Source organism: Comamonas sp. SCN 65-56 (assembly GCF_001724135.1).
GTDB lineage: Bacteria > Pseudomonadota > Gammaproteobacteria > Burkholderiales > Burkholderiaceae_C > Comamonas_C.
Map to the genome: position 1 here is coordinate 78,186 of NZ_MEDS01000003.1, position 21,606 is coordinate 99,791.

The window sequence follows — 21,606 nt, forward strand, 5'->3', positions numbered from 1 at the left end:
GGCATGCATCCTCTTCAGACGGAGGCGACAAAGGGGTTGAGCAAAGGCACGCCGGTACGTTCGAAATCTGCGGTATTTCGCGTCACCACCGTCAGGCCATGGATCAGTGCGATGGCGGCAATCTGCTTGTCCAAAGGGTTTTCCGGATGCGGCACGGACAACCGCCCCCAGACCTCGGCGGCATCCTGCTCCAGAGCGAGGATGCTGTCGCCATACTGTTGCAACACCAGCGCCAACCAGTTGGCCAGCCGGTCTGCCTGGGCAGTGTCACCACGGTAACGTATCAACTCCACGCCACGGCGCAACTCGCCTACGGTGATCACCGGCAGGTACAGCGGCGTACCCTGCTGCGCGCAGCGATGAAAAAACGCCCGGACTCCAACATGGGCCGCGCTGCCCCGTCGAGATTCGCTGATGACGTTGGTATCAATCAAATACACGCGCTGCCTCGCGCGGTGGCACCCGGGCAAAGTCCTCGTCCCGGCCCACGTTGGGCATGGCGGCCAGTACCTCCGCCAGCGGGCGACGCGGCGGCCGCAACAATGCCTGTGCCAGCAGGGCGCGGTGCTCGGCCTCGGCACTGCGGCCGTGGCGAGCAGCGCGCTCCTTGAGCGCTTGGACGATCACGTCGTCAACGCCGCGAACGAGCAGACTGGCAGTGGACATGGCGGTGGCCTCCCAAGATAATTGCTATCAATGATAGCAAAGCCCGGGATGGCATTCAATCTTCACTCACCGCCCCCGCAAACGCCTCGATGATGCGCTTGAGCCGCGCCTGCTTGAGCTTGAACGCGGCCTGGTTGACCACCAGATGGCTGCTGATGTCCATGATGCGCTCGACTTCCACCAACTGGTTGGCCTTGAGCGTATTGCCGGTGGAGACCAGATCGACGATGGCGTCAGCCAGGCCGGTGAGCGGCGCCAGCTCCATGCTGCCGTAGAGCTTGATCAGGTCCACATGCACGCCCTTGCCGGCGAAGAATTCGCGCGCGATATGCGGGTATTTGGTGGCCACGCGCAGCCGCGCGCCCTGGTGCACCGCCTGCTGGTAATCAAAATCCGCGCGCACCGCCACGCTGACGTGGCACTGGGCAATGCGCAGATCGAGCGGGCGAAACAGGCCTTGTCCGCCGTGTTCGATCAGAGTGTCCTTGCCGGTCACGCCGATGTCAGCGCCGCCGTACTCCACATAGGTCGGCACGTCGGTGGCGCGCACCAGCACCACGCGCACATCGTCCTGATTGGTCGGCAGGATCAGTTTGCGCGTTTTTTCCGGATCTTCCAGAACGGCTATCCCCGCGGCGGCCAGCAGCGGCAGCGTTTCGTCGAAGATGCGGCCCTTGGAGAGGGCCAGCGTGATCGATGGCGTCATTGGATTCTTTCGATGTCTGCGCCCAGGGCGCGCAGCTTGTCTTCCATCGCGTCGTAGCCGCGGTCCAGGTGGTAGATGCGATCGACCAGCGTCTCGCCCTCGGCCACGAGGCCGGCGATCACCAGGCTGGCCGACGCGCGCAGATCGGTGGCCATCACCGCCGCGCCGGTCAGCCGCGCGCCGCCTGCGACCGTGGCCACACGGCCATCGACCATGATCTCGGCGCCCAGGCGCATGAGCTCGTTCACATGCATGTAGCGGTTCTCGAAAATGGTCTCGGTCACCGTCGTCGTGCCCTGCGCCACCAGGTTGAGCGCCATGAACTGCGCCTGCATGTCGGTGGGAAAGCCCGGGTACTCCATGGTGCGAAAACCCTGCGCCACAAGCTGTGCGCCGCCCGGGCTTTGCACCCGCATGCCCGCCGCCTCGCCGCTGACCGTGACGCCAGCGCTGCGCAGCTTGTCTACCAGCGCCTCCATGTGGTCGATGCGCGCATGCTCGAGCAGCGCATCGCCGCCGGTGGCCGCCACCGCGCAGGCAAAGGTGCCGGCCTCGATGCGATCGGCCACCACCTGGTGGGTGCAGCCGTGCAGCCGGTCGACACCCTGGATGCGGATGCTGCTGCCGCCGTGGCCCTCGATGCGCGCACCCATCGCGATCAGCATCTCGGCCAGGTCGCTCACTTCGGGCTCCTGCGCGGCGTTTTCCAGCACCGTCTCGCCCTCGGCCAGGCAGGCGGCCATCATCAGGTTCTCGGTGCCGGTCACGGTGATCATGTCGGTGGTGATGCGCGCGCCCTGCAGCCGCTTTTGCCCCTCGGGCAGGTGCGCAACGATGTCGCCATGCTCGAGCACGATCAGCGCACCCATCGCCGTCAAGCCCTTGATGTGCTGATCCACGGGGCGCGCGCCTATGGCGCAGCCGCCCGGCAGCGACACGCGGGCATGACCGAAGCGTGCCAGCAGGGGGCCGAGCGCGAGCACCGAGGCCCGCATGGTCTTCACGAGCTCGTACGGCGCCACGGGCTGCAATGTGTCCGGGGCAACAAAGCTCATACCGCCACGCTCGCCGTGGGTTTCGCTCACCACGCCCATGTGGTCGAGCAACTGGCGCATGGTGCGCACGTCGTGCAGCCGCGGCACATTCACCAGGTGCACCGGCTCGCTCGTCAGCAGCGCGGCGCACATCTGCGGCAGCGCCGCGTTCTTGGCGCCGGAGATCGTCACGCGGCCCTCAAGGCGGCGCCCGCCACGGATCAGGAGTTTGTCCATCGAATATGAGTCAAATCAGGCTCAAACGCTTGTCTATCAAGCGTGAGCAGCTATCAAAGCAGTTATTCTCCCTCCCCCTTTGGGGGAGAGCTGGGGTGGGGGCCGACGACGCCTGATCTGACGCAGTGCTCCGGCGACTTCCAAGGCCCCCATCCCCGCCTCCCCCAGCGGGGGAAGGAGCAAGAACGCAGACCCGGAGAGCACCATGTCTCACGCCTGCTGTTGCGCCTGCGCCCATTCAGCGGGCGTGAAGGTCTTCATCGAAAGCGCATGCAGCGCTTCGCTGTCCATGTGCTCGCGCACGGTGCCATAGACCAGTTGATGGCGCTGGATCGATCGCTTGCCCTCGAACACCGGCGAGACGATGAGCGCATACCAGTGGTGGCCATCGCCATCGACCACCAGATGCTCGCAGGCAAGATGGTCGGCAATGCATTGCTTGATGTCGTCAGCGGTCATGAAAAAATCCTCAATTGCGAATCTTGTAGCCAATGCGCAGCAAATGCAGCGTAAGCCCGCTGATGAGCAGCCACGCCAACCCCACCACGGCCAGACTGGCCCAGGGGGAGATATCGCTCACCCCGAAGAAGCCATAGCGAAAGCCATCGACCATGTAGAAGAACGGATTGAGCTGGCTCACCGCCTGCCAGAACGGCGGCAGCGTGTCGATCGAATAGAACACGCCCGAAAGAAAGGTCATTGGCACGATGATGAAGTTCTGGAACGTCGCCATGTGGTCGAACTTGTCCGCCCACAGCCCGGCGATCACCCCCAGCGACGCCAGCAGCCCCGCGCCCAGCAAAGCGAACACCAAGCTCCATAGCGGCGCCACGAAGCCCGGATTGGCATAGAGCAGGGTAACGATGAACACCCCCAGCCCCACCACCAGTCCGCGCACCACCGATGAGCCCACATACGCGGTGAACCAGGCCCAGTGCGACAGCGGCGTGAGCTGGACGAACACCAGGTTGCCCATGATCTTGCTCTGCACCAAGCTGGACGAGCTGTTGGCGAACGAGTTCTGCAGCATGCTCATCATCACCAGGCCCGGCACCAGAAAGGCGGTGTAGCTCAGGTGACCATAGACCTGCAGGCGACCTTCGAGCACATGGCCGAAGATGAGCAGGTAGAGCATCGAGGTGACGATGGGCGCGACCACCGTCTGGAAAGCCACCTTCCAGAAGCGCAGCAGCTCTTTGTAGAACAGCGTCTGCCAGCCGTTCATGCTTTCACCTCGGTGGCATCGTCGCGTGCGGTTTCCATCACGTGGATGAAGACGTCCTCCAGGTCAGCCTTGCGGATTTCCACATCCTCCACATGCACTGCTGCAGCGCGCAGCATCGCCAGGTGATGTTCGATCTCCTGCGCGTCGCGCGCCGGCAACTGCGCCACACGTCCCGTCACGCGCGCCAGCGCTGCCAGTTCAGGCGGCAGGGCATCGTCCGTCTTGAAGCGCAACACCTGGGTGGACGCCTGTGCCAGCAGCTCGGAAGTCTTGGCCAGTGCCACCACATGCCCGTGCTTGAGCATCGCCAGGCGCGTGCACAGCGCCTCGGCCTCTTCCAGGTAGTGCGTGGTGAGCAGCACCGCATGGCCCTGCTTGTTCAGCTGCGCGACGAACTGCCACAGCGTCTGGCGCAGCTCCACGTCCACGCCCGCCGTCGGCTCGTCGAGCACGATCACCGGCGGCTTGTGCACCAGGGCCTGAGCCACCAGCACGCGCCGCTTCATGCCGCCAGAGAGCTGGCGCATGTTGGCATCCGCCTTGTCGGCAAGGCCCAGGTGTTCGAGCAGCTCGTCCACCCAGGCATCGTTGTTCTTCACGCCAAAATAGCCCGATTGCAGGCGCAGCGTCTCGCGCACGCTGAAAAACGGGTCATACACCAGTTCCTGCGGCACCACGCCCAGCAGCTTGCGCGCGGCGGCGTAGTCGCCCCGCACGTCGTGCCCCATCACCGTGACGCTTCCATGCGTGGCACGCGCCAGGCCCGCGAGGATGCTGATCAGCGTCGTCTTGCCCGCGCCATTGGGCCCCAGAAGCCCGAAAAACTCACCCTCCGCAATCTCGAAATTCACACCGGACAGTGCCTGAAACGGACCGTGCGGCGTGGCAAAGGTTTTGGAGACGGATTGAAAGGAGACTGCGGCCATGGGAACCGCGCATTCTAGTCGGTACGCCCCTGTTGCGCTCCAGCACTCAGATCAGGACACGACAACCCGGTTGCGCCCTTGCCTCTTGGCCGCGTAGAGCGCCCGGTCGGCGCGGGCGAAGATCTGGTCGAAACCAGTGTCCTGGCCAGCCGAGGCGGTGACGCCAAAGCATGCGGTCACCTTGATCGCCAGGTCATCCAGTGCCACACACAGCTCCAGGTGCGCGCGCAGGCGCTCGGCCAGCTCGGCGGCGGCGGGCAGTTCGGTTTCGGGCAGGAGGATGCAGAACTCCTCGCCGCCGGTGCGCGCGAAGACATCGTTGCCGCGCAAGCCTTCCTGCATGCACAGCGCCAGCGTCTTGAGCACCCGGTCACCCACCGGATGACCATGGCGGTCATTGATGTTCTTGAAATGATCCACATCGATCGCAATCAGGCTCAAGGCCCGACCATAGCGGCGGCTGCGCTCGAATTCAGCCTGCGCGCAGATCTGGAAGTGGCGCCGGTTCACAAGACCCGTCAGGCCATCGGTGCGCGCCTGGCGCTGCAGCTCTTCTTTCAGATCATGCAACTCGGTGATGTCGGTACTCAGGCCAATCACCGCGCGGCTGCCGTCGGCCTGCTGCCAGGGAACGACCACGCTCCAGTAGTGGCGCATACGGCCATCCCTGCCCTGCATGGCTTCCTCGCTGACCGAGCGCTGGCCGCTGGCCAGAATTTCCTGATCCTTGCGCCAAAACCGCTGCGCCGCCTCCTGCGGCATCAACTGCGAGTCGAGCTTGCCGACCACCTGGTCGGCCGGCAGGCCAAAGGCATCGGCGGCGCGCTGGTTGGCATAGCGAAAGCGCCGGTCTTCGCCTTTCATGTAGACCAACGCATCGACGTTGTCGAGCACCGCTGCCAGCAAGGCCTTCTGCTCGGCCACCGCCGTTTCCAGGCGCTTTTTGTCGGTGATGTCATAGGACACGCCCACCATGCCCGCAATCGCGCCGCCCGCATCGCGCAAGGGCCGCTTGACGCTCCAGTAGGTGCGTACCTCGCCAGTGTGCGGAATCACGTTGGACTCCTCTCGCGCCACCACCTCACCATGCACCAGCACCCGCCGGTCTATCGCTGCACGGTCTTCGTCGTGTTCAAGCTTGATGAAATCGTCAAACGTCTTGCCCAGCACCTCCGGCAGGCTGCGCCCCAGCAACTGCAGCACCATGGGATTGGCATAAACGTAACTGCCATTCAAGTCAGTGGCATACACGAAGGCGCCCATCTCATCGAGAATTTCGCGAAACGGGTTTGCCACAAACGCCGCGGTGGCAGGATGAACTGGCGCGCCACTGACGACGCCCTCGGGCCATGCGATTTTCGGGGGCTTCATTGCGGCACCACCAGCAAGGCCTGTACGCCGTACAGCTGCGCCAGGCTCTGCAGCGCCTGCGGCATGGCCCGGGTGGTCAACGCCTTGCCGTCGTAGAGCACGGCACGGCGGCATTCCAGCAGCACCGCCAGCGCAGAGCTGTCAAACGTCGCCAGCGCCGCGCAGTCCACCACGACCTCCGAGCCAAGCTCGGCCTCCAGCCCCTGCAGCAGCAGTTGCAGGCAGGCGCTGGCCTGGGGGTGTGTCAGCGTGGCGGGCAAGACAAGCACGGTCAGCCGTTTCTCAATTGCCCGCGGCGTTGGCCTTGTTGCGCGCCACCAGGGCCTCGATCAGGCCATCGACCCCTTTGGCATTGATCTCGGCGGCAAACTGGCTGCGGTAGGTTTCCACCAGCCAGACACCCATGACGTTGATGTTGTAGATCTTCCAGGTCTCGCCGGGCTTCTGCGCCAGGCGGTAATCGAGCTGAATCGGGTCGCCCCGCCCGCGCACCTCGGTGCGCACCAGCACATCGGTATCCGCGGGTGCGGCACGCAAGGGCTTGACGACGATGGTCAGATCGGACACCTCGGCCAGCGCGCCGGCGTACGTGCGCACCAGCAGCTGCTTGAACTCGTCCTGCAGGCGTTGCTGCTGCTGGGGCGTGGCCTTGCGCCAGCCGGGGCCGACGCTTGCTGCCGTCATGCGCTTGAAATCAAGGTGCGGCAGGATGATCTTGTCCACCAGGGCGACGATCTTGTGCACATCCCCGGCCTTGATCTGCGGATCCTTGCGCACCGCATCCAGCACCTCGTTGGACAGGCGCCCGATCAAGACATCAGGCGCCTCTCCCGCCGCCCAAGCGCGGGCCAGGCCGGCACCGGCGCCCAGCGCCCCCACGGCGCGCAGCAGCGCCCGGCGATCCATTTTCCAATCCATCACGGTCATCACTCATCCTCCGGCAGCTTGCCGTCATCGTCACTGTCCGCCGCATTGCCGCGCACGCCAAGGTACACGTCACGCGTGAAGGTGTAGGGGTCCAGCGCCGCCGCATCGCGCACCCCGGTCACCCCCAGCAGGCTGGCGCGCCTGTCCAAAAAACCCAGGCCGTACAGACTGTTGCGCGTGGCAATCGGGCGCGCGTGCCAGGCCAGGTCACCCCAGGTGTCGGCCGGCAGCGCCACCGTATCGCGCAGCGTGGAAGGCCCGAGCAGCGGCAGCACCAGGTAGGGCCCGGTCGGCACGCCCCAATGTCCCAGCGTCAGCCCGAAATCCTGCTTGTGGCGCGGGATATTCGCTTCGCTCGCCACATCGAACAAGCCGCCGATGCCGATGAAGCTGTTGATGCCAAAGCGCGCCAGGCTGTCGGCGGCCGCTTGCCCGCGAGCCTGCAGCACGTTGTTCACAAACGACCAGAGATCGCCCAGATTGGCGAAAAAATTGCCTATGCCTGCGCGCACAGGCCAAGGCAGAACCTCCTTGTACACCGTGGCCACGGGCGTCATTACCACCTTGTCCACACCGTCGTTGAACTGCGTCATCGCCCGGTTGTAGGGCTCCAGCGGGTCCTGCGGATGGGCGCCAGGCCCGGTCGCACAGCCCGCCGCGGCCAGGCACAGCGCAGCTGCAGCGAGCCAGCGCCCGCCATACAGACCGTCGTGCCAGCTAAGCTTGTTTTTCATTTTTTTCCGGCAGCCGGTGTCGGGCTGCCCCCTTCCTGCGCCTTGCCATATAAAAATTGGCCGATCAGATTTTCCAGCACCACGGCCGATTGCGTCGAGGTCACCTGATCGCCATCGGCAAGATTTTTCTCGTCCGCGCCGGCCTCGATGCCGATGTATTGGTCTCCCAGCAGGCCGCTGGTGAGAATTTTCAGCGAACTGTCCTTGGGAAACAGGTAGCGCTTGTCCATCTCCAGCGCCACCTTGGCCTGAAAGGTGCTGTCATCGAAGGTGATGGCGCGCACGCGCCCGACGACTACGCCGGCGCTGCGTACCGCCGCCTTGGGCTTGAGACCGCCAATATTGTCGAACTTGGCGCTGATCTCGTAGCCCGATTGCCAATGCAGATTGAGCAGATTGGCCGACTGCAGCGCCAGAAACACCAGCGCCGCCAGCCCCAGAACCACGAATAGACCCACCCAGACATCGTTTTTTGAACGTTCCATGCCACCACCCTCTACAAGCTGAACATCAAGGCGGTGAGCATGAAGTCAAGCGCCAGCACCGCCAGCGACGCAATCACCACCGTGCGCGTCGTCGCGCGCGAAACGCCCTCGGGCGTCGGCTTGGCCACGTAGCCCTGCAGCACCGCGGTAAAGGTCACCGCCAGGCCGAACACCAGGCTCTTGACCACGCCATTGCCCACATCCTTGAACACATCCACGCCGCTTTGCATCTGGCCCCAGAAGGCACCGGCGTCCACACCAATCATGACCACGCCCACCAGCCAGCCGCCCAGCACGCCGATGGCGTTGAAGACGAGCGCCAGCACCGGCATCGCAATCACCCCGCCCCAAAAGCGCGGCGCCAGGATGCGCTGTACCGGGTCCACCGCCATCATCTCCATCGCCGCCAGCTGCTCGCCAGCACGCATCAGGCCGATTTCGGCGGTGAGCGAGGTACCCGCGCGCCCGGCAAACAGCAGCGCGGTCACCACCGGCCCGAGCTCGCGCACCAGGCTCAGGGTCACCATCAGCCCGAGCGAACTCTCCGAGCCATACAGCTGCAGCACGTTGTAGCCCTGCAGCGCCAGCACGAAGCCGACGAACAGCCCCGACAGCGCAATGATGGCCAGCGAGTGGTTGCCGAGAAAATGCACCTGGTCGCGCAGCAGCGCCGGGCGGCGCAGCGTGGTGCCCAGCAGCCTCAAAAGACGGCCCAGCAGCCGCGCGCCGGTGCCGATGGCGGCAAGTTCGCTGCGCACGGCAAAACCGATATCCGAAGGGCGCCACCAGCTCATCGCCTGCCTCCCACCGGGCCAAAGTCCTGCTCGACCGACGGTCCCGGGTGATGAAACGGCACCGGCCCTGTCGGCAAGGCGTGCACGAACTGGCGCACCAGCGGGTCGTCACTCGTGCGCACCTCGCCCGGCGTACCCTGCACCGCCACGTTGCCCGCGCCGAGAATCACCACATGGTCTGCCAGCGCAAAAGTCTCCTGCAGGTTGTGCGACACTAGGATGGTGGTCACGCCCATCGCGTCGCTGAGCTGGCGGATGAGCTGCGCCGCCGTACCCAGTGAAATCGGATCGAGCCCGGCGAACGGTTCGTCGTACATGATGAGTTCCGGATCGAGCGCTATCGCGCGCGCCAGCGCCACGCGTCGCGCCATGCCGCCGGAAATCTGGCTCGGCATCAGATCGCGGGCACCGCGCAAACCCACGGCATGCAGCTTCATGAGCACGATGTCGCGGATCAGCGCCGCGCTCAGGCTGGTGTGCTCGCGCAGCGGGAAGGCGACGTTGTCGAACACGCTCATGTCGGTGAACAGCGCACCAAACTGGAACAGCATGCCCATGCGCCGGCGCGCGGCATACAGCTGCGCCATGTCCATCGCGCCCGTGTCCTGACCATCCACCAGCACCTGGCCCTTTTGCGCCCGCTGCTGCCCGCCGATCAGGCGCAGCACCGTGGTCTTGCCGCCGCCCGATGCGCCCATGATGGCCGTGACCTTGCCACGCGGCACCGTCAGCGAAAAATCGCGCAGGATCACGCGCTCGCCATACCCGAAGGTGACGTCGCGCAGCTCGACAAACGGCTCTGGATGCAAAGATTCGCTGGGGGGCATGCTGCACGGCCAGGACAGCGGCCTACAGGTGCAAAGAAGGTTGCGATCATAAAGGCGCGCACCAGCGCTTGCCCAGCCCCGTTTCAGGCGCACCCGGATGATGGGCAGCGCCATTGGCTATAGTCGCCCTCTTCCCTCGTCTCACCCATTGGCTGTCGCCGGGCCGGTTCAGGCCGTCCGCCGTGCAGCCTTTGCCCATGGAAAAAGGCTTTCCCACGATGAACCAGGCTGTTGCCACCTCCCCTGTGCCCAGCACCCGCCACCGGCTTGCCACCGGGCTGCACCTGATCGGCGACCTGTACGGCTGCCGCTGCGATGCCCGCCTGATGCTGGATGCCGAATACCTCGAAAATTTCTGCAAGCAGCAGGTTGCCAGCGCGGGGCTGACCACCGTTGGCTCGCTGTTTCACAGCTTTGGCGAGGACGGCGGCGTCACGGGCGTGGTGGTGCTGGCCGAGTCGCACCTTTCCATCCACACCTGGCCCGAATCAGGCTATGTGACGCTGGACGTCTATGTCTGCAATTACACCGCGAACAACCGCCCCAAGGCGCAGAAATTGTTCGACGCCATCAAGGTCGCCTTCAACCCGAAGGAGCCGCGCCTGCACCGCGTAGACCGGGCCTGATCGTCATGGCAAGCCCCACGCAGCGCGCCCTGGCCGAACGCCTGAACGCGCATTTCGGCTTTTATCTCACGCATTGCCGTCTGCTGGCACAAGTGCACTCGGACTGGCAGCACATCGAAATCCACGAGCACCCCCAGTTCGGGCGGCTCATGCGCATCGATGGCTGCTTCATGACCAGCGAGCGCGATGAATTTTTCTACCACGAGCCCATGGTGCACCTGCCTGCCATCGCCCACCCCGGCGTGCGCCGGGCGCTGATCGTGGGCGGCGGCGACGGCGGCGCGGCCGAAGAGCTGCTCAAGCTGCCGGAAATTGAACGGGTAACGCTGTGCGAACTCGACGGCGCAGTCATCCGCCTGGCGCACGAATGGCTGCCTGCCATTCACCGCGGCGCCTTCGACGATCCGCGCCTGGGCCTGCAACTCGGCGATGCGTGCGCCTTCATCGCTGCCACCGAAGAACGCTTCGACCAGATCGTGCTCGATCTGACCGACCCCTTCGGCCCCGCAGTCGAGCTCTACACCGTCGAGTTCTACCAGGCCTGCCGCCGCATCCTTGCGCCGGGTGGCGTCGTCTCGCTGCACCTGGGCTCGCCCATCCATCTGCAAAACAGCCTGCAGCGCCTGCATGCCTCGCTGCAGGCCGTGTTTCCCATCGTGCGGCCCTATCTGCAATATGTGCCGCTCTATGGAACGCTGTGGTGCATGGCGATGGCGTCCGATACCACGGACCCGGCGGCACTCTCGGCCACCGAGGTGGATGCCCGCATCACGCAGCGCGGCATTGCCGACCTGCAGCTGTACAACGGCGCAGTGCACCAGGCCCTGCTGGCACAGCCCAATTTCGTGCGCGAACTCTTTGCTGCCCCAACCCGTGCGCTGCACCGCGGCGACACGCTGGCTGACGTGGTGAACCCGGCCGAGCTGCCGGAGATCACCATCACCGAGGGCTGACACAGCGCCGAACGAGCCCTGAGACTCACATCGCGTCGATCATCACCTGGCCAAAGCCCGAGCAGCTGACCTGCGTCGCGCCGTCCATCAGGCGCGCAAAGTCATAGGTCACCTGCTTGCTCTGGATGGCTTTTTCCATCGCGGTGATCACCAGGTCCGCGGCCTCGGTCCAGCCCATGTGGCGCAGCATCATCTCGGCGCTCAGGATTTCACTGCCGGGGTTGACGTAATCCTTGCCTGCGTACTTGGGCGCGGTGCCGTGCGTAGCCTCGAAACACGCCACCGAATCGCTCAGATTGGCGCCCGGCGCAATGCCGATGCCGCCCACCTGCGCCGCCAGTGCGTCACTGATGTAATCGCCATTGAGGTTGAGCGTGGCGATCACGCTGTATTCCGCCGGGCGCAGCAAAATCTGCTGCAGAAAGGCATCGGCGATCGCGTCCTTGACGATGATCTCCTTGCCCGTTTTCGGGTTCTTGAGCGCACACCACGGCCCGCCGTCGATGGGCTGGGCACCGAACTCGCGCTGGGCCAAGGCGTAGCCCCAGTCGCGGAAACCTCCCTCGGTGTACTTCATGATGTTGCCCTTGTGCACCAGCGTCACATTGGGCTTGTCGTTGTCGATCGCGTACTGGATGGCCTTGCGCACCAGCCGCTCGGTACCCTCGATCGAGACCGGCTTGATGCCAATGCCGGATGACTCAGGGAAGCGGATCTTGGTCACCCCCATCTCGTCGATCAGGAAGCGGATCACCTTCTGCGCCCTGGCGCTTTTGGCCTCCCACTCCACACCGGCGTAGATGTCTTCGCTGTTCTCGCGGAAGATCACCATGTTGACCTTTTCCGGCTGCTTCACCGGGCTGGGAACGCCCTTGAAATACTGCACCGGGCGCAGGCACACATACAGATCGAGCTCCTGGCGCAGCGCCACGTTCAGCGAGCGGATGCCGCCGCCCACCGGCGTGGTGAGCGGCCCCTTGATCGAGACGACATATTCCCTGAGCGCTGCCAGCGTTTCTTCCGGCAGCCACACGTCGGGGCCATACACGCGTGTGGATTTTTCGCCGGCGTAGACCTCCATCCAGTGGATGCGGCGCGCGCCGCCATAGGCCTTGGCGACGGCTGCATCCACCACCTTGAGCATCACCGGGGTGATGTCCACGCCCGTGCCGTCGCCTTCGATGTAGGGAATGATGGGCTCCTGCGGCACGTTCAGCGACATGTCGGCATTGACGGTGATTTTCTGCCCCTGTGCGGGGACCTGGATATGCTGGTAATTGCCCATTTGCCTGTCTCTTTTGCGATCGTGAAAACATGGCTTGCGCCATGCCCGTATGCGTCAAATTCTAATGACGAAAAGAAGGCACAATGCCGTCAACGCCGCAGCACCTGCACCCGTTGTGCTCAGCGCAACGCGGCGTTTCGCGCTGCATCCGCAGACAGGAAATGGCAACCATGAAACAAGTTCTCGCACTCGTCACCGCAAGCCTCTTCGCCGCGGGCGTTTTTGCCCAAGGCACAACTGCTCCGGCAGAGCCCGTGGCACCCGCCGCGGTCGCCGCCCCTGCCGCTGCCGCGGCACCCGCAGCGGCCGCACCGCACGCCAAGGCGAAGAAAACCGCCAAGGCGCACAAGAAGGCTGGCAACAAGCACGCCAAGCGCCATAGCAAAAAGGCCGCCAAGACCGCCGCCTGACGACAGCCGGGCTGCAACGTCATCCGCGTTGTTGCAGCCCGCCACGCAACAGCCCGCAAAATACGTGTTTTGCGGGCTGTTGATCGTTGTGCACCATGCTTTTGAAGAAAACCACCACGCCTCTGGCGTTGACCTTGGTCCTGGGCCTGGCCTTCACCTGCGCCAGCGCCGCGGCCCAGCAGAACGAGCCGCAGATGAACCTGCCGCGCACCGAACTGCACGCGGGCATGTACCGCATCAGCGCCCAGCTGGCGAGCGCGCCGCGCGAACGCGAAATCGGCCTGATGTACCGCAGGCAGATGCCCGAGCACGAAGGCATGCTGTTCGCCTTCGAAGCGCCGGGCGTGCAATGCTTCTGGATGAAAAACACGCTGCTGCCGCTCACGGCCGCCTTCGTCGCCGATGACGGCACCATCGTGAACCTGGCCGACATGCAGCCGCAGACCGAAGACTCCCACTGCTCGGCCAAGCCGGTGCGCTTCGTGCTGGAAATGAACCAGGGCTGGTTTGCCAAAAAAGGCCTCAAGAGCGGCACCCGGCTGACGGGCGCGCCCTTTGCAGACAAGTCCCACTGAAGCCTGCACTGGCCGTGAAAGGGGGCTGGAGCCATATCGCTGCGGCTTGAGGCATACCCCCATGGCTGCGCCTGAGAACGATCCGCTATAGGGCGACGTCGCGCGCCAGATCGAGCAAGCACTGGATGCATGGGCCAAAGCGAAGGCGCCCGCGAGCGGCCCGAGGCGCTGCGCCGGTATCTGGCCAGCCTGCCGCCCGCCGAAACGGCGCGCAAGGCTGGCGCAGGTGCTGGACGGGGGCGATTGGCTGGCTGTCGCGCAGGCAGGAGTGCGGACCGAGTATCGATGGCGACGGGTGGGGGACAATGCGCAGATGCCAAACGCCTATGACGTTGCCAAGGCCGGAGGCCGGCATGCAGCATGGATGCGAGAGCAGCAGGAGTTGGGTGAACGACAGCTACGGTCGGCGCGACGCTCCCTTCAAAAACAGGTTGCATTGCATCTTGGCTGGCTTGACAACCCGACATCCAAAGTGCAAGACTGGAATGGACGCAGCGCCTTGTATCAGCAGGGTTTGCTACGCAAGTGGCAGCAAGATATACAACGCCAGCGCCAGCAAATCGAAATCATCGAAGGTGTGATGAAGGAAAAGGGCCATGAACGATAAAGATCGCGCATACAAGATCGTCTTGCTGGCCGTGCTCGGGCTGCTGCGCGAACAGGGTGAGAACCGCGCTGGCGAACTGGACGGCCTGAATGCCTATCAGGCACTTTCGGAGGCTTTGACGCAAGCGCGAGCCTACGGGTTGAGCGCCGATGATATTGGCTTGGGAGGCTTCAATCCAGATACCCTGCTGAACCCGGCCGAAGCGCACGCCTGAGCGCCTACCCCTACCCCTGCGCCCTGACCGCCATCAGCTTGCAGCCCTCAATGCGGTCTGCATCGGCAATCGTCTCGAAATAGCGGCTTTGCGCCAGCGCGTCCACGGCGCTCCTGCCTCCTGGACACCGCGCCGCCGAACCAGCGCTGCCTCTACCTCAATCGCGCACGACGAGGACGGGTACCTTGACGACACCCAGCACGCGCTGCGTCACGCTGCCCAGCACCAGCTTCTCGATGCCGCGGCGCCCGTGCGAGCCCATCACCACCAGATCCGCCCCGCTGCTCTGCACGGTGGCCAGCACGCCCTCGTGCACCGTGTGGCCCTCGCCCACCACCGTCTCCACCTTGGCAATGCCGGCGGCGGTCACCGCGTCGCGGGCGGCGTCCAGCGCGGTACTGGCCTCGGCGTTGGCCGCCGTCAGGTACTGCGCCTGGCCGTAGGCAAAATCCGCGCCCACGCCGGTGAAGGGATAGGGGTCGATCACATACAGCAGCGTGATCTCGCTGCCAAACACCTGGGCCAGCGCCGCGGCGCGCGCCACCGCCTTCATGGAGGTTTCCGATCCATCGACGGGAACCAGGATGTGCTTGAACATATTGCGCTCCTTTCGCGGCATCGCGCCGCTTTGTCATGAAGGATTATGACCATCCTCGCCCAGGAAATGATCCCGGCGGCAGGTCAAAACCAGGGTGTCACGCCAGCCGTGCTCCGCCGTCGGCAGGATCGGCGTGGTTTCATGGATCATGCGGGCATCGTTCAGCAGCAGCACCGACCACGGCTCATCGAGCGTGAAGCGCTGCCCCGCCGGGCTGGCCGACTCGAAGATGCGCGTTTCGCCGCCCTTCACGCCCTCGCACCCCACCAGAAACACCGCCACCAGGTCCACGCCATCGCGGTGCGCGCCCTCGGGTGTCGGGCGCCCGACGCCGCCTTCGGTATCGATGCGGAACTGGTGCGCCTCCACGCACCAGCGCGCGGGCGGCGCCTGCAGCGGCAGCAGCGCCGCCTGTGCGGCAGCCGCGGCGGCGCGCACCAGTGCCTGCCAGGCGGGGTTGGCCAGCGTCGCCGTCAGCATGGGCGCAAACCAGCGCTGCATGCCGCCGTGCAGCGCGTTGTACTGCACCGGCTGCCAATGCGCGCGGTGCGGTGCCTGGACAAGGCCCTCGCCCTGCACCACGAAGCAGGAATAGCGCCTGCGCCGGTAGCGCCCGCCATCCTTGAGGTAGTCGTCCGGCGGCAGGTCGTCCCAGTCCGCGTGCAGCCCCTGCAGCTGCGCCAGTGACGCGCCGGCCCAGCTCGCCATATCCTGCGGCGCCAGCACCGCATAGCCGCGCTCGCGCAGGTGCTGCGCCAGTTGCGCCGCCGGAACATAGGGGGGGGAAAAATGCGTGATGCCCATGGGTCACCAGCTTAGCGCAGCCGGCCCGGTCCGCGTGGCTGACCCTTGCGCCAAAATGGGGCTGGCGCGCCAGGCCGCGCCAGCCTCCATTTTTCAACAAAAACCAGCGCCAGCGCTTTACCACCATGCGCTTGCAGCTACAAACCCGATAGTGAGACACCACCGCCGATGACCCCGCACGACTTCATCGCCCAATGGGGCCCGGGCGGCACCAGCGCGCACCTGAACGAAGAACAGGGCGCGCAAAGCCACTTCCTCGGCCTGTGCGAGCTGCTGGGTGTGCCCAAGCCCGGCAGCCCGGAGGTGACGGGCGAATACCTGTTCGAGCGCCGCTCCCTCGTGCTGGGCGAGGCGCGTGGCTATGCCGACGTGTACTACCGCGACCACTTCGCCTGGGAGAACAAGGCCCCCGGCAAGAACCTGGACGCCGCGCTGCGCCAGCTCTTGCAGTACAGCCTGGCGCTCGCCAACCCGCCGCTGCTCGTCGTCTGCGACCGGCTCACCATCCGCATCCACACCCAGTTCAACGGCCACCCGAGCGAGACCCATGTGGTGCGCATCGAAGACCTGGTGCAGCCCGAAAAACGCGCACTGCTGGCGCGCTTGTGGCGCGATCCGCAAAGCTTTCGCCCACGCCAGACCAGCCGTGACATCACCGAAGCCGCCGCCAGAAGCTTTGCCCAGCTGGCGGCGCAGCTGCGCGCTCGTGGCCATGCCGGCGAGGTGGTGGCGCACTTCCTCACGCAATGCCTGTTCTGCTTTTTTGCCGAAGACGTGGGCCTGCTGCCTGGCCGCATGTTCGAGCGCCTGGTCGACAACCGGGGCCTGACCAGCGACAAGCTCACCGCCGGCCTCACCAGCCTGTTCCAGACCATGCAGACCGGCGGCCTGTACGGCGCGGACGACATCCCCTGGTTCAACGGCGGGCTGTTCGCGCGCATCGCGGTGCCCAAGCTGGAGATCGTCGACATCACCGAACTGCGCAACGCCGCCAGCCTGAACTGGAGCGCGATCGACGTGAGCATCTTCGGCACCCTGTTTGAACGCGGGCTGGACCCGGCCAAGCGCAGCCAGCTCGGCGCGCACTACACCGACCCGGCGACGATCACCCGCATCATCGAGCCCGTCATCACCCGCCCGCTGCTGCAAGAATGGGAGCTGGTGGCGCAAGACCTGCAAGCGCTGGCGGCCAAAATCAGGAAAAACGGCGACGCCGCGTACAAAAAGACGCAGCAGCGCTTCGTGCGCTGGCTGGAGCGCCTGCGGGCGTATCGCATCCTGGACCCGGCGTGCGGCAGCGGCAACTTTCTCTTCATGGGCCTCAAGGCCCTCAAGGACGTGGAGCTGCACGCCATCACCGAGGCCGCGCGCCTGGGGCTCGATCGCGAGCAAGACCTGGTCACCGGCGTGCACAACCTGCTGGGCATCGAGCTGAACGACTACGCCGCCGAACTGGCCCGCGTCTCGGTCTGGATCGGCGAAATCCAGTGGCGCATCGCCCACGGCTACGCCGCCAAGACCAACCCGGTGCTGGAGCCGCTGCAGCAAATCGAATGCCGCGACGCGCTCTTGCAGTTTCCCCTTCCCCCTTTGGGGGAAGGCCGGGATGGGGGCCAGCCTGCCCCCGCCGAAGCGCAGTGGCCGCGCGCCGACGTGGTGGTGGGCAACCCGCCGTTTTTGGGCGACAAAAAAATGCGCCGTGAACTGGGCGACGCCTACGTGGACACGCTGCGCAAGACCTACGAAGGGCGCGTGCCCGGTGGTGCTGATCTGGTCTGTTATTGGTTTGAAAAAAGCCGCGCAGCGCTTGCCAGCCAAGCGCTGCAAGCTGCGGGTTTGGTAGCAACCAACTCCATCCGCGGCGGCAAGAACCGCGCCGTGCTCGACGCGATCGTGCGTGACAGCCGCATCTACGAAGCCTGGAGCGACGAGCCCTGGGTGAACGACGGCGCGGCGGTGCGAGTGTCTTTGGTAGCGTTTGGAACTGTGGAAACGCACCACCGCCTCGATGGCCAGGAGGTTGCACGCATTCATGCCGACCTGACGGCAGGCCAAGCTGGTGCTTCAACACTCGACGTCACGACAGCGTTGCGCCTTGCATCCAACGCCAACTGCTGCTTCGTGGGCACGTCCAAGAAAGCCTCTTTTGACATTCCTGGCGTACTGGCGCGCTCGTGGCTCGCATTACCCAACCCCAACGGGCGCAGCAGCGCGGAGGTGGTGAAACCCTGGATCAATGGCGCGGATATCGTGCGCCGACCTTCAGACACGTGGATCGTTGATTTCGGCATAGACGCAAGCGAGGAAGAATCCGCCTTGTTCGAGGCGCCGTTCGCCTATGTCCAGCGCGTCGTGAAGCCCGAGAAAGACATCGTGCGCAGCGCGGCAGAACGGCGCCGCTGGTGGCTGCACGCACGCACGGCACCGGACATGCGTGCCGCGCTGCGGCAACCACAGCGCTTCATCGCAACCTCTATCGTCGCCAAGCACCGCCTGTGGGTCTGGTTTGACAAAAGCGTGCTGCCAAGCCATGCGACCGGCGTCATCGCCCGCGCCGACGACACCACCTTCGGCATCCTGCACAGCCGCATGCATGAACTGTGGTCGCTGCGCATGGGCACCTCGCTGGAAGATCGGCCGCGCTACACCCCCACCACCTGCTTCGAAACCTTCCCCTTCCCCGCCGGCCTGACCCCCGCGGACACGGCCCACCAACGCACCGAGGCACTGGAAGACGGCGCCGTGATTCCCGCCGATCTGCCGGAGACCGCCGAAAATTCCAAGCCAAATCCGGCTCCAGCGCATGCTGGGCAAGCGTCAGCAGCTATCAAACCCATCAGCATTCGCAGTGCCGCCAGCGCCATCGCCCAGGCCGCGCACCGGCTCGATACGCTGCGCCGCAACTGGCTCAACCCGCCCAAATGGACACATCGCCTGCCCGAGGTGGTGCCGCTGGGCATGAGCGCATCGCCCTACCCCGACCGCACCGAGCCGCGCCACGGCCTTTCGGAGCAGGACGCCAAGGCGCTGCAGAAACGCACCCTCACCAACCTCTACAACGCCCGCCCCGCGTGGCTGGCGCAGGCGCATGGGCTGCTGGATGCCTCTGTTGCCGCCGCCTACGGCTGGAGCGACTACCGCGCCGACATGCCCGACGACGAAATCCTGCGGCGATTGCTGGCGCTCAATCTGGAAAGGGCGTCAGCGGAAAGGGCGTCAGCAACGCCCAAAGGGTGAAAAGCAAATAGTGATGGGCCCATTGAAGTCTGCACTGGCTGTGGGAGCGGCTTGAGCCGCGAAGGCCATTCGCGAATTCAAGTTTCAGCGGATCAGGCCCCAAAGCTGAGCGCGCTCGCCGGCAGCGGGCGGCCCAGCGCGTTGTTGAGCAGCGTCCAGTGCAGGGTTTCGTCGCAGGCCACGCGGCCGGCGACTTTGGCGAGCTGGGTGTCCTTGAAGGCTGGAATCACGCCCAGATACGCATTGGTGGCGCCCAGCTCCAGCCGTGCCGCCAGGTCCAGCACGTCGTTTTGCGACTTGAGCTTGGCGGCATCCAGGGCCTTCGCGTACTCCTGCAGCGTCAGCGCTGGTGCCGGGGTGCCGCCCAGCTTGCGGATGGTGGACTCCAGCACATCGCGGTGCGCCTTGTGGTCGGACTGAAAGCGCACCGCCAGCGCGAGCACCGGCTTTTGCAGCAGGCCGCTTTCGGCGCCAAGCTGGTAGGCGTTGATGGCCTCATATTCCAGCGCCAGCGCTACGTTCAGAATGTGCGCATCCGATTCGCTGTTGGCGTCCATGGCTTGCGCCCGGCTGGGCACGCCGGCCAGCATCATGACGGCGCCAGCCGACAGCATGCCCACTCCTTTGAGCAGGCCGCGCCGCTGCGGCACGAACAGGTTGCTGGTTACCAGTTGCGGGGTTGAAGACGGGGTCATGGCAATCTCCTGACAGTTTCGTTGAAGGACGGTGAACGCCGCTTTTCGGCGCACCACCCTCTTGTACGAAGGCCTTGGAGATTTGGATGCAGCCGGCTCGATCAGCTTTGCAACTTGCCCAGCGCCAAGATCGGGCCTGTGGGCTGGCCGGTGGGCGAGCCGCCCGCCGGCTCCAGGCTGACGGCATACGCGGCAACGCCGCGCTGCAAACCGCTGCGCTGCACGATGGTGGCCTGCTGCGGCGACACCAGGCCCAGCGAGCGGGGTGCGCCGTCGCCCGGAACGGCCCATAGTTCGAGCGCCTGGCGGCTGGCATCAAGCGCCACCGGGCCCATCGGTTTCAGGACCAGCGCGCTGCCATCGGCACTGACGCTGGCGACAAAGCTGGCCGGGATGGCGTCGGCTCCGGCTTGCGCGTTGGCCGCCAGCACCACCACGGTGGGGGCCTGCTGCGGCTGCACAAGGACCAGCGCGAGGGCCAGCGCCGCCACGGTGGCCAGGCCTGCCGCGCCTTGCCAAAGGCCCAGGCGCTGCCACCACCCCACGTGCTGTGGGGCCGGCTGAACCGCAGGCGCAAACAGGCGCTGCTCGATGCGCGTCCACACGACGGGCGAAGGCGGCGCGGGCGGCACGGCACCGGCCAGCGGCATCAGCCGTGCCTGCCAGTCGCGCGTGGCGTCGCGCAGCACCGGGTGCGCGGCCAGCAGGGACTCAAAGCGCCGGCGTGCGCCACCGCGCAAGGTGCCCAGGGCGTATTCGGCGGCCAGACGGTCGGCCAGGTCGGGGCGGCTGTAGTCCATTTACGCCGGGGCTTGCGCAGCCCGCTCCAGACAGGTTTTGAGCGCCTGCAGGCCACGGCGCAGCCAGCTTTTGACGGTGCCCAGCGGCTGGCGCAGGTGCGCGGCCACCTCACCGTGCGACAGGCCCTGGTAGAACGCCAGCGCTAGGCTTTGCTGCTGCTCGCCAGTCAATTCCCCCAGGCAGATTTTGAGCGCGCGCGCCTCGCCGGCGCTGGCCAGCAGCTCCAGCGGGCCGGGTGCGTCCGAGGCTTGGTATTGCAGCATGTCGTCGTCGTCGTTGTCGTTGTCGGAGCCCGTGCTGGTGCTGACGGTCTGTGGTTCAGTCTGGCGGCGGCGCAGGCTGTCGATGGCGCGGTTGCGCGCCACGCTGGTCAGCCAGGTCATCGGCTGGCTCAGCGTGGCATCAAAGCTGCCCGCAGCGCGCCAGACGTTGACGTAGACCTCCTGCAGCACATCCTCGGCCTGAGCCCGATCGCGGTTGATACGCAGCACCACGCCCATCAGATGCGCGGCGGTTTGCTTGTAGAGGCTGGCAAAGGCGGAGCGATCACCCAAACCGACGCGCGCGAGCAGGGCAGACAGATCCTGGCTGCGGTCGGTCCATTGGGTGTAGTGGGCTTGCATCCAGCTTCCTTCGTGAGCTTCTTTTGTTGTGACGGCCTGCAGAGTATGCAGCGCCCGCAGTGCTGGCAACCGGGCCAACCCCGGGCCGCAGTCGCCCAAGCGACGATGCACACCGTTACCCAACCGGTGCCGCAGCGCGCTGCCCCATCAACGACAATAAGCGAGCGGCGCTGCCGCAACCACTGAACCCCATTGACGCCCTGGCGGGAAACCAGCCGGCGCTGAGCCATTGCCTGCAATGAATAT

27 protein-coding genes are annotated in these 21,606 nt (G+C 65.4%); 7 read left to right on the forward strand and 20 right to left on the reverse strand.

The genetic code is table 11. The annotated features are described in order from the left end of the window. Positions 1-14 precede the first annotated feature (14 nt). From ABS45_RS02375 to ABS45_RS02440, 14 genes are all read right to left on the reverse strand, one after another. Positions 15-440, reverse strand: coding sequence for a type II toxin-antitoxin system VapC family toxin (locus ABS45_RS02375; RefSeq protein WP_291552566.1), 426 nt, complete (start codon positions 438-440; stop codon positions 15-17). Next, complete coding sequence (locus ABS45_RS02380) at positions 427-666, reverse strand: DNA-binding protein (RefSeq protein ID WP_291552568.1); 240 nt, start codon at positions 664-666, stop codon at positions 427-429. The genes ABS45_RS02375 and ABS45_RS02380 overlap by 14 nt, the downstream gene beginning before the upstream one ends. Before the next feature lie 55 nt (positions 667-721). Continuing rightward, positions 722-1,372, reverse strand: coding sequence for an ATP phosphoribosyltransferase (gene hisG / locus ABS45_RS02385; protein WP_291552570.1), 651 nt, complete (start codon positions 1,370-1,372; stop codon positions 722-724). Further along, a complete protein-coding gene (murA, locus tag ABS45_RS02390) occupies positions 1,369-2,643 on the reverse strand; it encodes a UDP-N-acetylglucosamine 1-carboxyvinyltransferase (protein WP_291552572.1) in 1,275 nt (424 codons plus the stop codon). The genes hisG and murA overlap by 4 nt, the downstream gene beginning before the upstream one ends. 210 nt (positions 2,644-2,853) lie before the next feature. Then, a complete protein-coding gene (locus ABS45_RS02395) occupies positions 2,854-3,102 on the reverse strand; it encodes a BolA/IbaG family iron-sulfur metabolism protein (RefSeq protein ID WP_291552573.1) in 249 nt (82 codons plus the stop codon). Between the two features lie 10 nt (positions 3,103-3,112). Next, positions 3,113-3,868, reverse strand: coding sequence for an ABC transporter permease (locus ABS45_RS02400; RefSeq protein ID WP_291552574.1), 756 nt, complete (start codon positions 3,866-3,868; stop codon positions 3,113-3,115). Beyond that, positions 3,865-4,794 carry an ABC transporter ATP-binding protein gene (locus tag ABS45_RS02405; protein WP_291552575.1) on the reverse strand — a complete coding sequence of 310 codons (930 nt, stop codon included), beginning with the start codon at positions 4,792-4,794 and terminating at the stop codon, positions 3,865-3,867. Before ABS45_RS02405 ends, ABS45_RS02400 begins: the two co-directional genes overlap by 4 nt. A 51-nt stretch (positions 4,795-4,845) precedes the next feature. Beyond that, complete coding sequence (locus ABS45_RS02410) at positions 4,846-6,165, reverse strand: sensor domain-containing diguanylate cyclase (protein WP_291552577.1); 1,320 nt, start codon at positions 6,163-6,165, stop codon at positions 4,846-4,848. After that, positions 6,162-6,434, reverse strand: a complete 273-nt coding sequence (locus ABS45_RS02415; protein ID WP_291552579.1) for an STAS domain-containing protein — start codon at positions 6,432-6,434, stop codon at positions 6,162-6,164. Before ABS45_RS02415 ends, ABS45_RS02410 begins: the two co-directional genes overlap by 4 nt. Positions 6,435-6,447: 13 nt before the next feature. Next, positions 6,448-7,071, reverse strand: a complete 624-nt coding sequence (locus tag ABS45_RS02420) for a phospholipid-binding protein MlaC (RefSeq protein ID WP_291552621.1) — start codon at positions 7,069-7,071, stop codon at positions 6,448-6,450. Positions 7,072-7,091: 20 nt separating this feature from the next. Continuing rightward, positions 7,092-7,826, reverse strand: coding sequence for a VacJ family lipoprotein (locus ABS45_RS02425; RefSeq protein ID WP_291552580.1), 735 nt, complete (start codon positions 7,824-7,826; stop codon positions 7,092-7,094). After that, the gene (gene mlaD / locus ABS45_RS02430) at positions 7,823-8,311 is read right to left on the reverse strand and encodes an outer membrane lipid asymmetry maintenance protein MlaD (RefSeq protein WP_291552582.1); all 489 of its coding nucleotides are present in this window, start codon (positions 8,309-8,311) and stop codon (positions 7,823-7,825) included. The genes ABS45_RS02425 and mlaD overlap by 4 nt, the downstream gene beginning before the upstream one ends. Before the next feature lie 11 nt (positions 8,312-8,322). Further along, positions 8,323-9,105 carry a lipid asymmetry maintenance ABC transporter permease subunit MlaE gene (gene mlaE, locus ABS45_RS02435; RefSeq protein ID WP_291552585.1) on the reverse strand — a complete coding sequence of 261 codons (783 nt, stop codon included), beginning with the start codon at positions 9,103-9,105 and terminating at the stop codon, positions 8,323-8,325. Continuing rightward, a complete protein-coding gene (locus tag ABS45_RS02440; RefSeq protein ID WP_291552586.1) occupies positions 9,102-9,932 on the reverse strand; it encodes an ABC transporter ATP-binding protein in 831 nt (276 codons plus the stop codon). The genes mlaE and ABS45_RS02440 overlap by 4 nt, the downstream gene beginning before the upstream one ends. Before the next feature lie 197 nt (positions 9,933-10,129). On the opposite strand from ABS45_RS02440, the gene speD reads away from it, so the two are divergent. Next, positions 10,130-10,558: an adenosylmethionine decarboxylase gene (speD, locus tag ABS45_RS02445; protein ID WP_291552587.1), complete on the forward strand. Its 429-nt coding sequence runs from the start codon at positions 10,130-10,132 to the stop codon at positions 10,556-10,558. Positions 10,559-10,563: 5 nt separating this feature from the next. After that, a complete protein-coding gene (speE, locus tag ABS45_RS02450) occupies positions 10,564-11,511 on the forward strand; it encodes a polyamine aminopropyltransferase (RefSeq protein WP_291552589.1) in 948 nt (315 codons plus the stop codon). A 25-nt stretch (positions 11,512-11,536) separates the two neighbouring features. On the opposite strand, the gene icd is transcribed toward speE, so the two are convergent. Then, positions 11,537-12,796 carry an NADP-dependent isocitrate dehydrogenase gene (gene icd / locus ABS45_RS02455; RefSeq protein ID WP_291552592.1) on the reverse strand — a complete coding sequence of 420 codons (1,260 nt, stop codon included), beginning with the start codon at positions 12,794-12,796 and terminating at the stop codon, positions 11,537-11,539. Positions 12,797-12,966: 170 nt separating this feature from the next. On the opposite strand from icd, the gene ABS45_RS02460 reads away from it, so the two are divergent. The 4 genes from ABS45_RS02460 to ABS45_RS02475 all read left to right on the forward strand — a co-directional run bounded on the left by ABS45_RS02460 (position 12,967) and on the right by ABS45_RS02475 (position 14,602). Next, entirely contained in the window at positions 12,967-13,206 is a 240-nt protein-coding gene (locus ABS45_RS02460; protein ID WP_291552594.1) for a hypothetical protein, read from the forward strand. Positions 13,207-13,301: 95 nt separating this feature from the next. Then, complete coding sequence (locus tag ABS45_RS02465; protein ID WP_291552597.1) at positions 13,302-13,781, forward strand: DUF192 domain-containing protein; 480 nt, start codon at positions 13,302-13,304, stop codon at positions 13,779-13,781. Positions 13,782-14,094: 313 nt separating this feature from the next. Further along, positions 14,095-14,388, forward strand: coding sequence for a hypothetical protein (locus ABS45_RS02470; protein WP_291552598.1), 294 nt, complete (start codon positions 14,095-14,097; stop codon positions 14,386-14,388). Further along, complete coding sequence (locus ABS45_RS02475) at positions 14,378-14,602, forward strand: hypothetical protein (RefSeq protein WP_291552600.1); 225 nt, start codon at positions 14,378-14,380, stop codon at positions 14,600-14,602. Before ABS45_RS02470 ends, ABS45_RS02475 begins: the two co-directional genes overlap by 11 nt. Before the next feature lie 157 nt (positions 14,603-14,759). Here ABS45_RS02475 and ABS45_RS02480 read toward each other — a convergent pair whose 3' ends face one another. Continuing rightward, positions 14,760-15,200: a universal stress protein gene (locus ABS45_RS02480; RefSeq protein ID WP_291552602.1), complete on the reverse strand. Its 441-nt coding sequence runs from the start codon at positions 15,198-15,200 to the stop codon at positions 14,760-14,762. A 33-nt stretch (positions 15,201-15,233) separates the two neighbouring features. After that, positions 15,234-16,004: a 2OG-Fe dioxygenase family protein gene (locus ABS45_RS02485; protein WP_291552603.1), complete on the reverse strand. Its 771-nt coding sequence runs from the start codon at positions 16,002-16,004 to the stop codon at positions 15,234-15,236. Positions 16,005-16,172: 168 nt separating this feature from the next. On the opposite strand from ABS45_RS02485, the gene ABS45_RS02490 reads away from it, so the two are divergent. Beyond that, the gene (locus tag ABS45_RS02490; protein WP_291552605.1) at positions 16,173-19,241 is read left to right on the forward strand and encodes a DNA methyltransferase; all 3,069 of its coding nucleotides are present in this window, start codon (positions 16,173-16,175) and stop codon (positions 19,239-19,241) included. A 92-nt stretch (positions 19,242-19,333) separates the two neighbouring features. On the opposite strand, the gene ABS45_RS02495 is transcribed toward ABS45_RS02490, so the two are convergent. The 3 genes from ABS45_RS02495 to ABS45_RS02505 all read right to left on the reverse strand — a co-directional run bounded on the left by ABS45_RS02495 (position 19,334) and on the right by ABS45_RS02505 (position 21,360). Next, a complete protein-coding gene (locus ABS45_RS02495; RefSeq protein ID WP_291552608.1) occupies positions 19,334-19,936 on the reverse strand; it encodes a ferritin-like domain-containing protein in 603 nt (200 codons plus the stop codon). A gap of 101 nt (positions 19,937-20,037) precedes the next feature. After that, entirely contained in the window at positions 20,038-20,736 is a 699-nt protein-coding gene (locus ABS45_RS02500) for an anti-sigma factor (protein ID WP_291552609.1), read from the reverse strand. Further along, positions 20,737-21,360: a sigma-70 family RNA polymerase sigma factor gene (locus ABS45_RS02505; RefSeq protein WP_291552611.1), complete on the reverse strand. Its 624-nt coding sequence runs from the start codon at positions 21,358-21,360 to the stop codon at positions 20,737-20,739. Positions 21,361-21,606 lie beyond the last annotated feature (246 nt).

What these genes read in the sequence shown, in the direction of transcription:
- ABS45_RS02400 (WP_291552574.1), bottom strand. Translation starts at nt 3,868, where the DNA reads ATGAACGGCTGGCAGACGCTGTTCTACAAAGAGCTGCTGCGCTTCTGG.
- ABS45_RS02495 (WP_291552608.1), bottom strand. Translation starts at nt 19,936, where the DNA reads ATGACCCCGTCTTCAACCCCGCAACTGGTAACCAGCAACCTGTTCGTG.
- ABS45_RS02465 (WP_291552597.1), top strand. Translation starts at nt 13,302, where the DNA reads ATGCTTTTGAAGAAAACCACCACGCCTCTGGCGTTGACCTTGGTCCTG.
- ABS45_RS02460 (WP_291552594.1), top strand. Translation starts at nt 12,967, where the DNA reads ATGAAACAAGTTCTCGCACTCGTCACCGCAAGCCTCTTCGCCGCGGGC.
- ABS45_RS02440 (WP_291552586.1), bottom strand. Translation starts at nt 9,932, where the DNA reads ATGCCCCCCAGCGAATCTTTGCATCCAGAGCCGTTTGTCGAGCTGCGC.
- ABS45_RS02480 (WP_291552602.1), bottom strand. Translation starts at nt 15,200, where the DNA reads ATGTTCAAGCACATCCTGGTTCCCGTCGATGGATCGGAAACCTCCATG.
- ABS45_RS02475 (WP_291552600.1), top strand. Translation starts at nt 14,378, where the DNA reads ATGAACGATAAAGATCGCGCATACAAGATCGTCTTGCTGGCCGTGCTC.
- ABS45_RS02470 (WP_291552598.1), top strand. Translation starts at nt 14,095, where the DNA reads ATGCCAAACGCCTATGACGTTGCCAAGGCCGGAGGCCGGCATGCAGCA.
- ABS45_RS02410 (WP_291552577.1), bottom strand. Translation starts at nt 6,165, where the DNA reads ATGAAGCCCCCGAAAATCGCATGGCCCGAGGGCGTCGTCAGTGGCGCG.
- speE (WP_291552589.1), top strand. Translation starts at nt 10,564, where the DNA reads ATGGCAAGCCCCACGCAGCGCGCCCTGGCCGAACGCCTGAACGCGCAT.
- icd (WP_291552592.1), bottom strand. Translation starts at nt 12,796, where the DNA reads ATGGGCAATTACCAGCATATCCAGGTCCCCGCACAGGGGCAGAAAATC.
- ABS45_RS02500 (WP_291552609.1), bottom strand. Translation starts at nt 20,736, where the DNA reads ATGGACTACAGCCGCCCCGACCTGGCCGACCGTCTGGCCGCCGAATAC.
- ABS45_RS02405 (WP_291552575.1), bottom strand. Translation starts at nt 4,794, where the DNA reads ATGGCCGCAGTCTCCTTTCAATCCGTCTCCAAAACCTTTGCCACGCCG.
- hisG (WP_291552570.1), bottom strand. Translation starts at nt 1,372, where the DNA reads ATGACGCCATCGATCACGCTGGCCCTCTCCAAGGGCCGCATCTTCGAC.
- ABS45_RS02505 (WP_291552611.1), bottom strand. Translation starts at nt 21,360, where the DNA reads ATGCAAGCCCACTACACCCAATGGACCGACCGCAGCCAGGATCTGTCT.
- speD (WP_291552587.1), top strand. Translation starts at nt 10,130, where the DNA reads ATGGAAAAAGGCTTTCCCACGATGAACCAGGCTGTTGCCACCTCCCCT.
- ABS45_RS02395 (WP_291552573.1), bottom strand. Translation starts at nt 3,102, where the DNA reads ATGACCGCTGACGACATCAAGCAATGCATTGCCGACCATCTTGCCTGC.
- murA (WP_291552572.1), bottom strand. Translation starts at nt 2,643, where the DNA reads ATGGACAAACTCCTGATCCGTGGCGGGCGCCGCCTTGAGGGCCGCGTG.
- ABS45_RS02425 (WP_291552580.1), bottom strand. Translation starts at nt 7,826, where the DNA reads ATGAAAAACAAGCTTAGCTGGCACGACGGTCTGTATGGCGGGCGCTGG.
- ABS45_RS02420 (WP_291552621.1), bottom strand. Translation starts at nt 7,071, where the DNA reads ATGGATCGCCGGGCGCTGCTGCGCGCCGTGGGGGCGCTGGGCGCCGGT.
- mlaE (WP_291552585.1), bottom strand. Translation starts at nt 9,105, where the DNA reads ATGAGCTGGTGGCGCCCTTCGGATATCGGTTTTGCCGTGCGCAGCGAA.
- ABS45_RS02485 (WP_291552603.1), bottom strand. Translation starts at nt 16,004, where the DNA reads ATGGGCATCACGCATTTTTCCCCCCCCTATGTTCCGGCGGCGCAACTG.
- ABS45_RS02490 (WP_291552605.1), top strand. Translation starts at nt 16,173, where the DNA reads ATGACCCCGCACGACTTCATCGCCCAATGGGGCCCGGGCGGCACCAGC.
- ABS45_RS02380 (WP_291552568.1), bottom strand. Translation starts at nt 666, where the DNA reads ATGTCCACTGCCAGTCTGCTCGTTCGCGGCGTTGACGACGTGATCGTC.
- mlaD (WP_291552582.1), bottom strand. Translation starts at nt 8,311, where the DNA reads ATGGAACGTTCAAAAAACGATGTCTGGGTGGGTCTATTCGTGGTTCTG.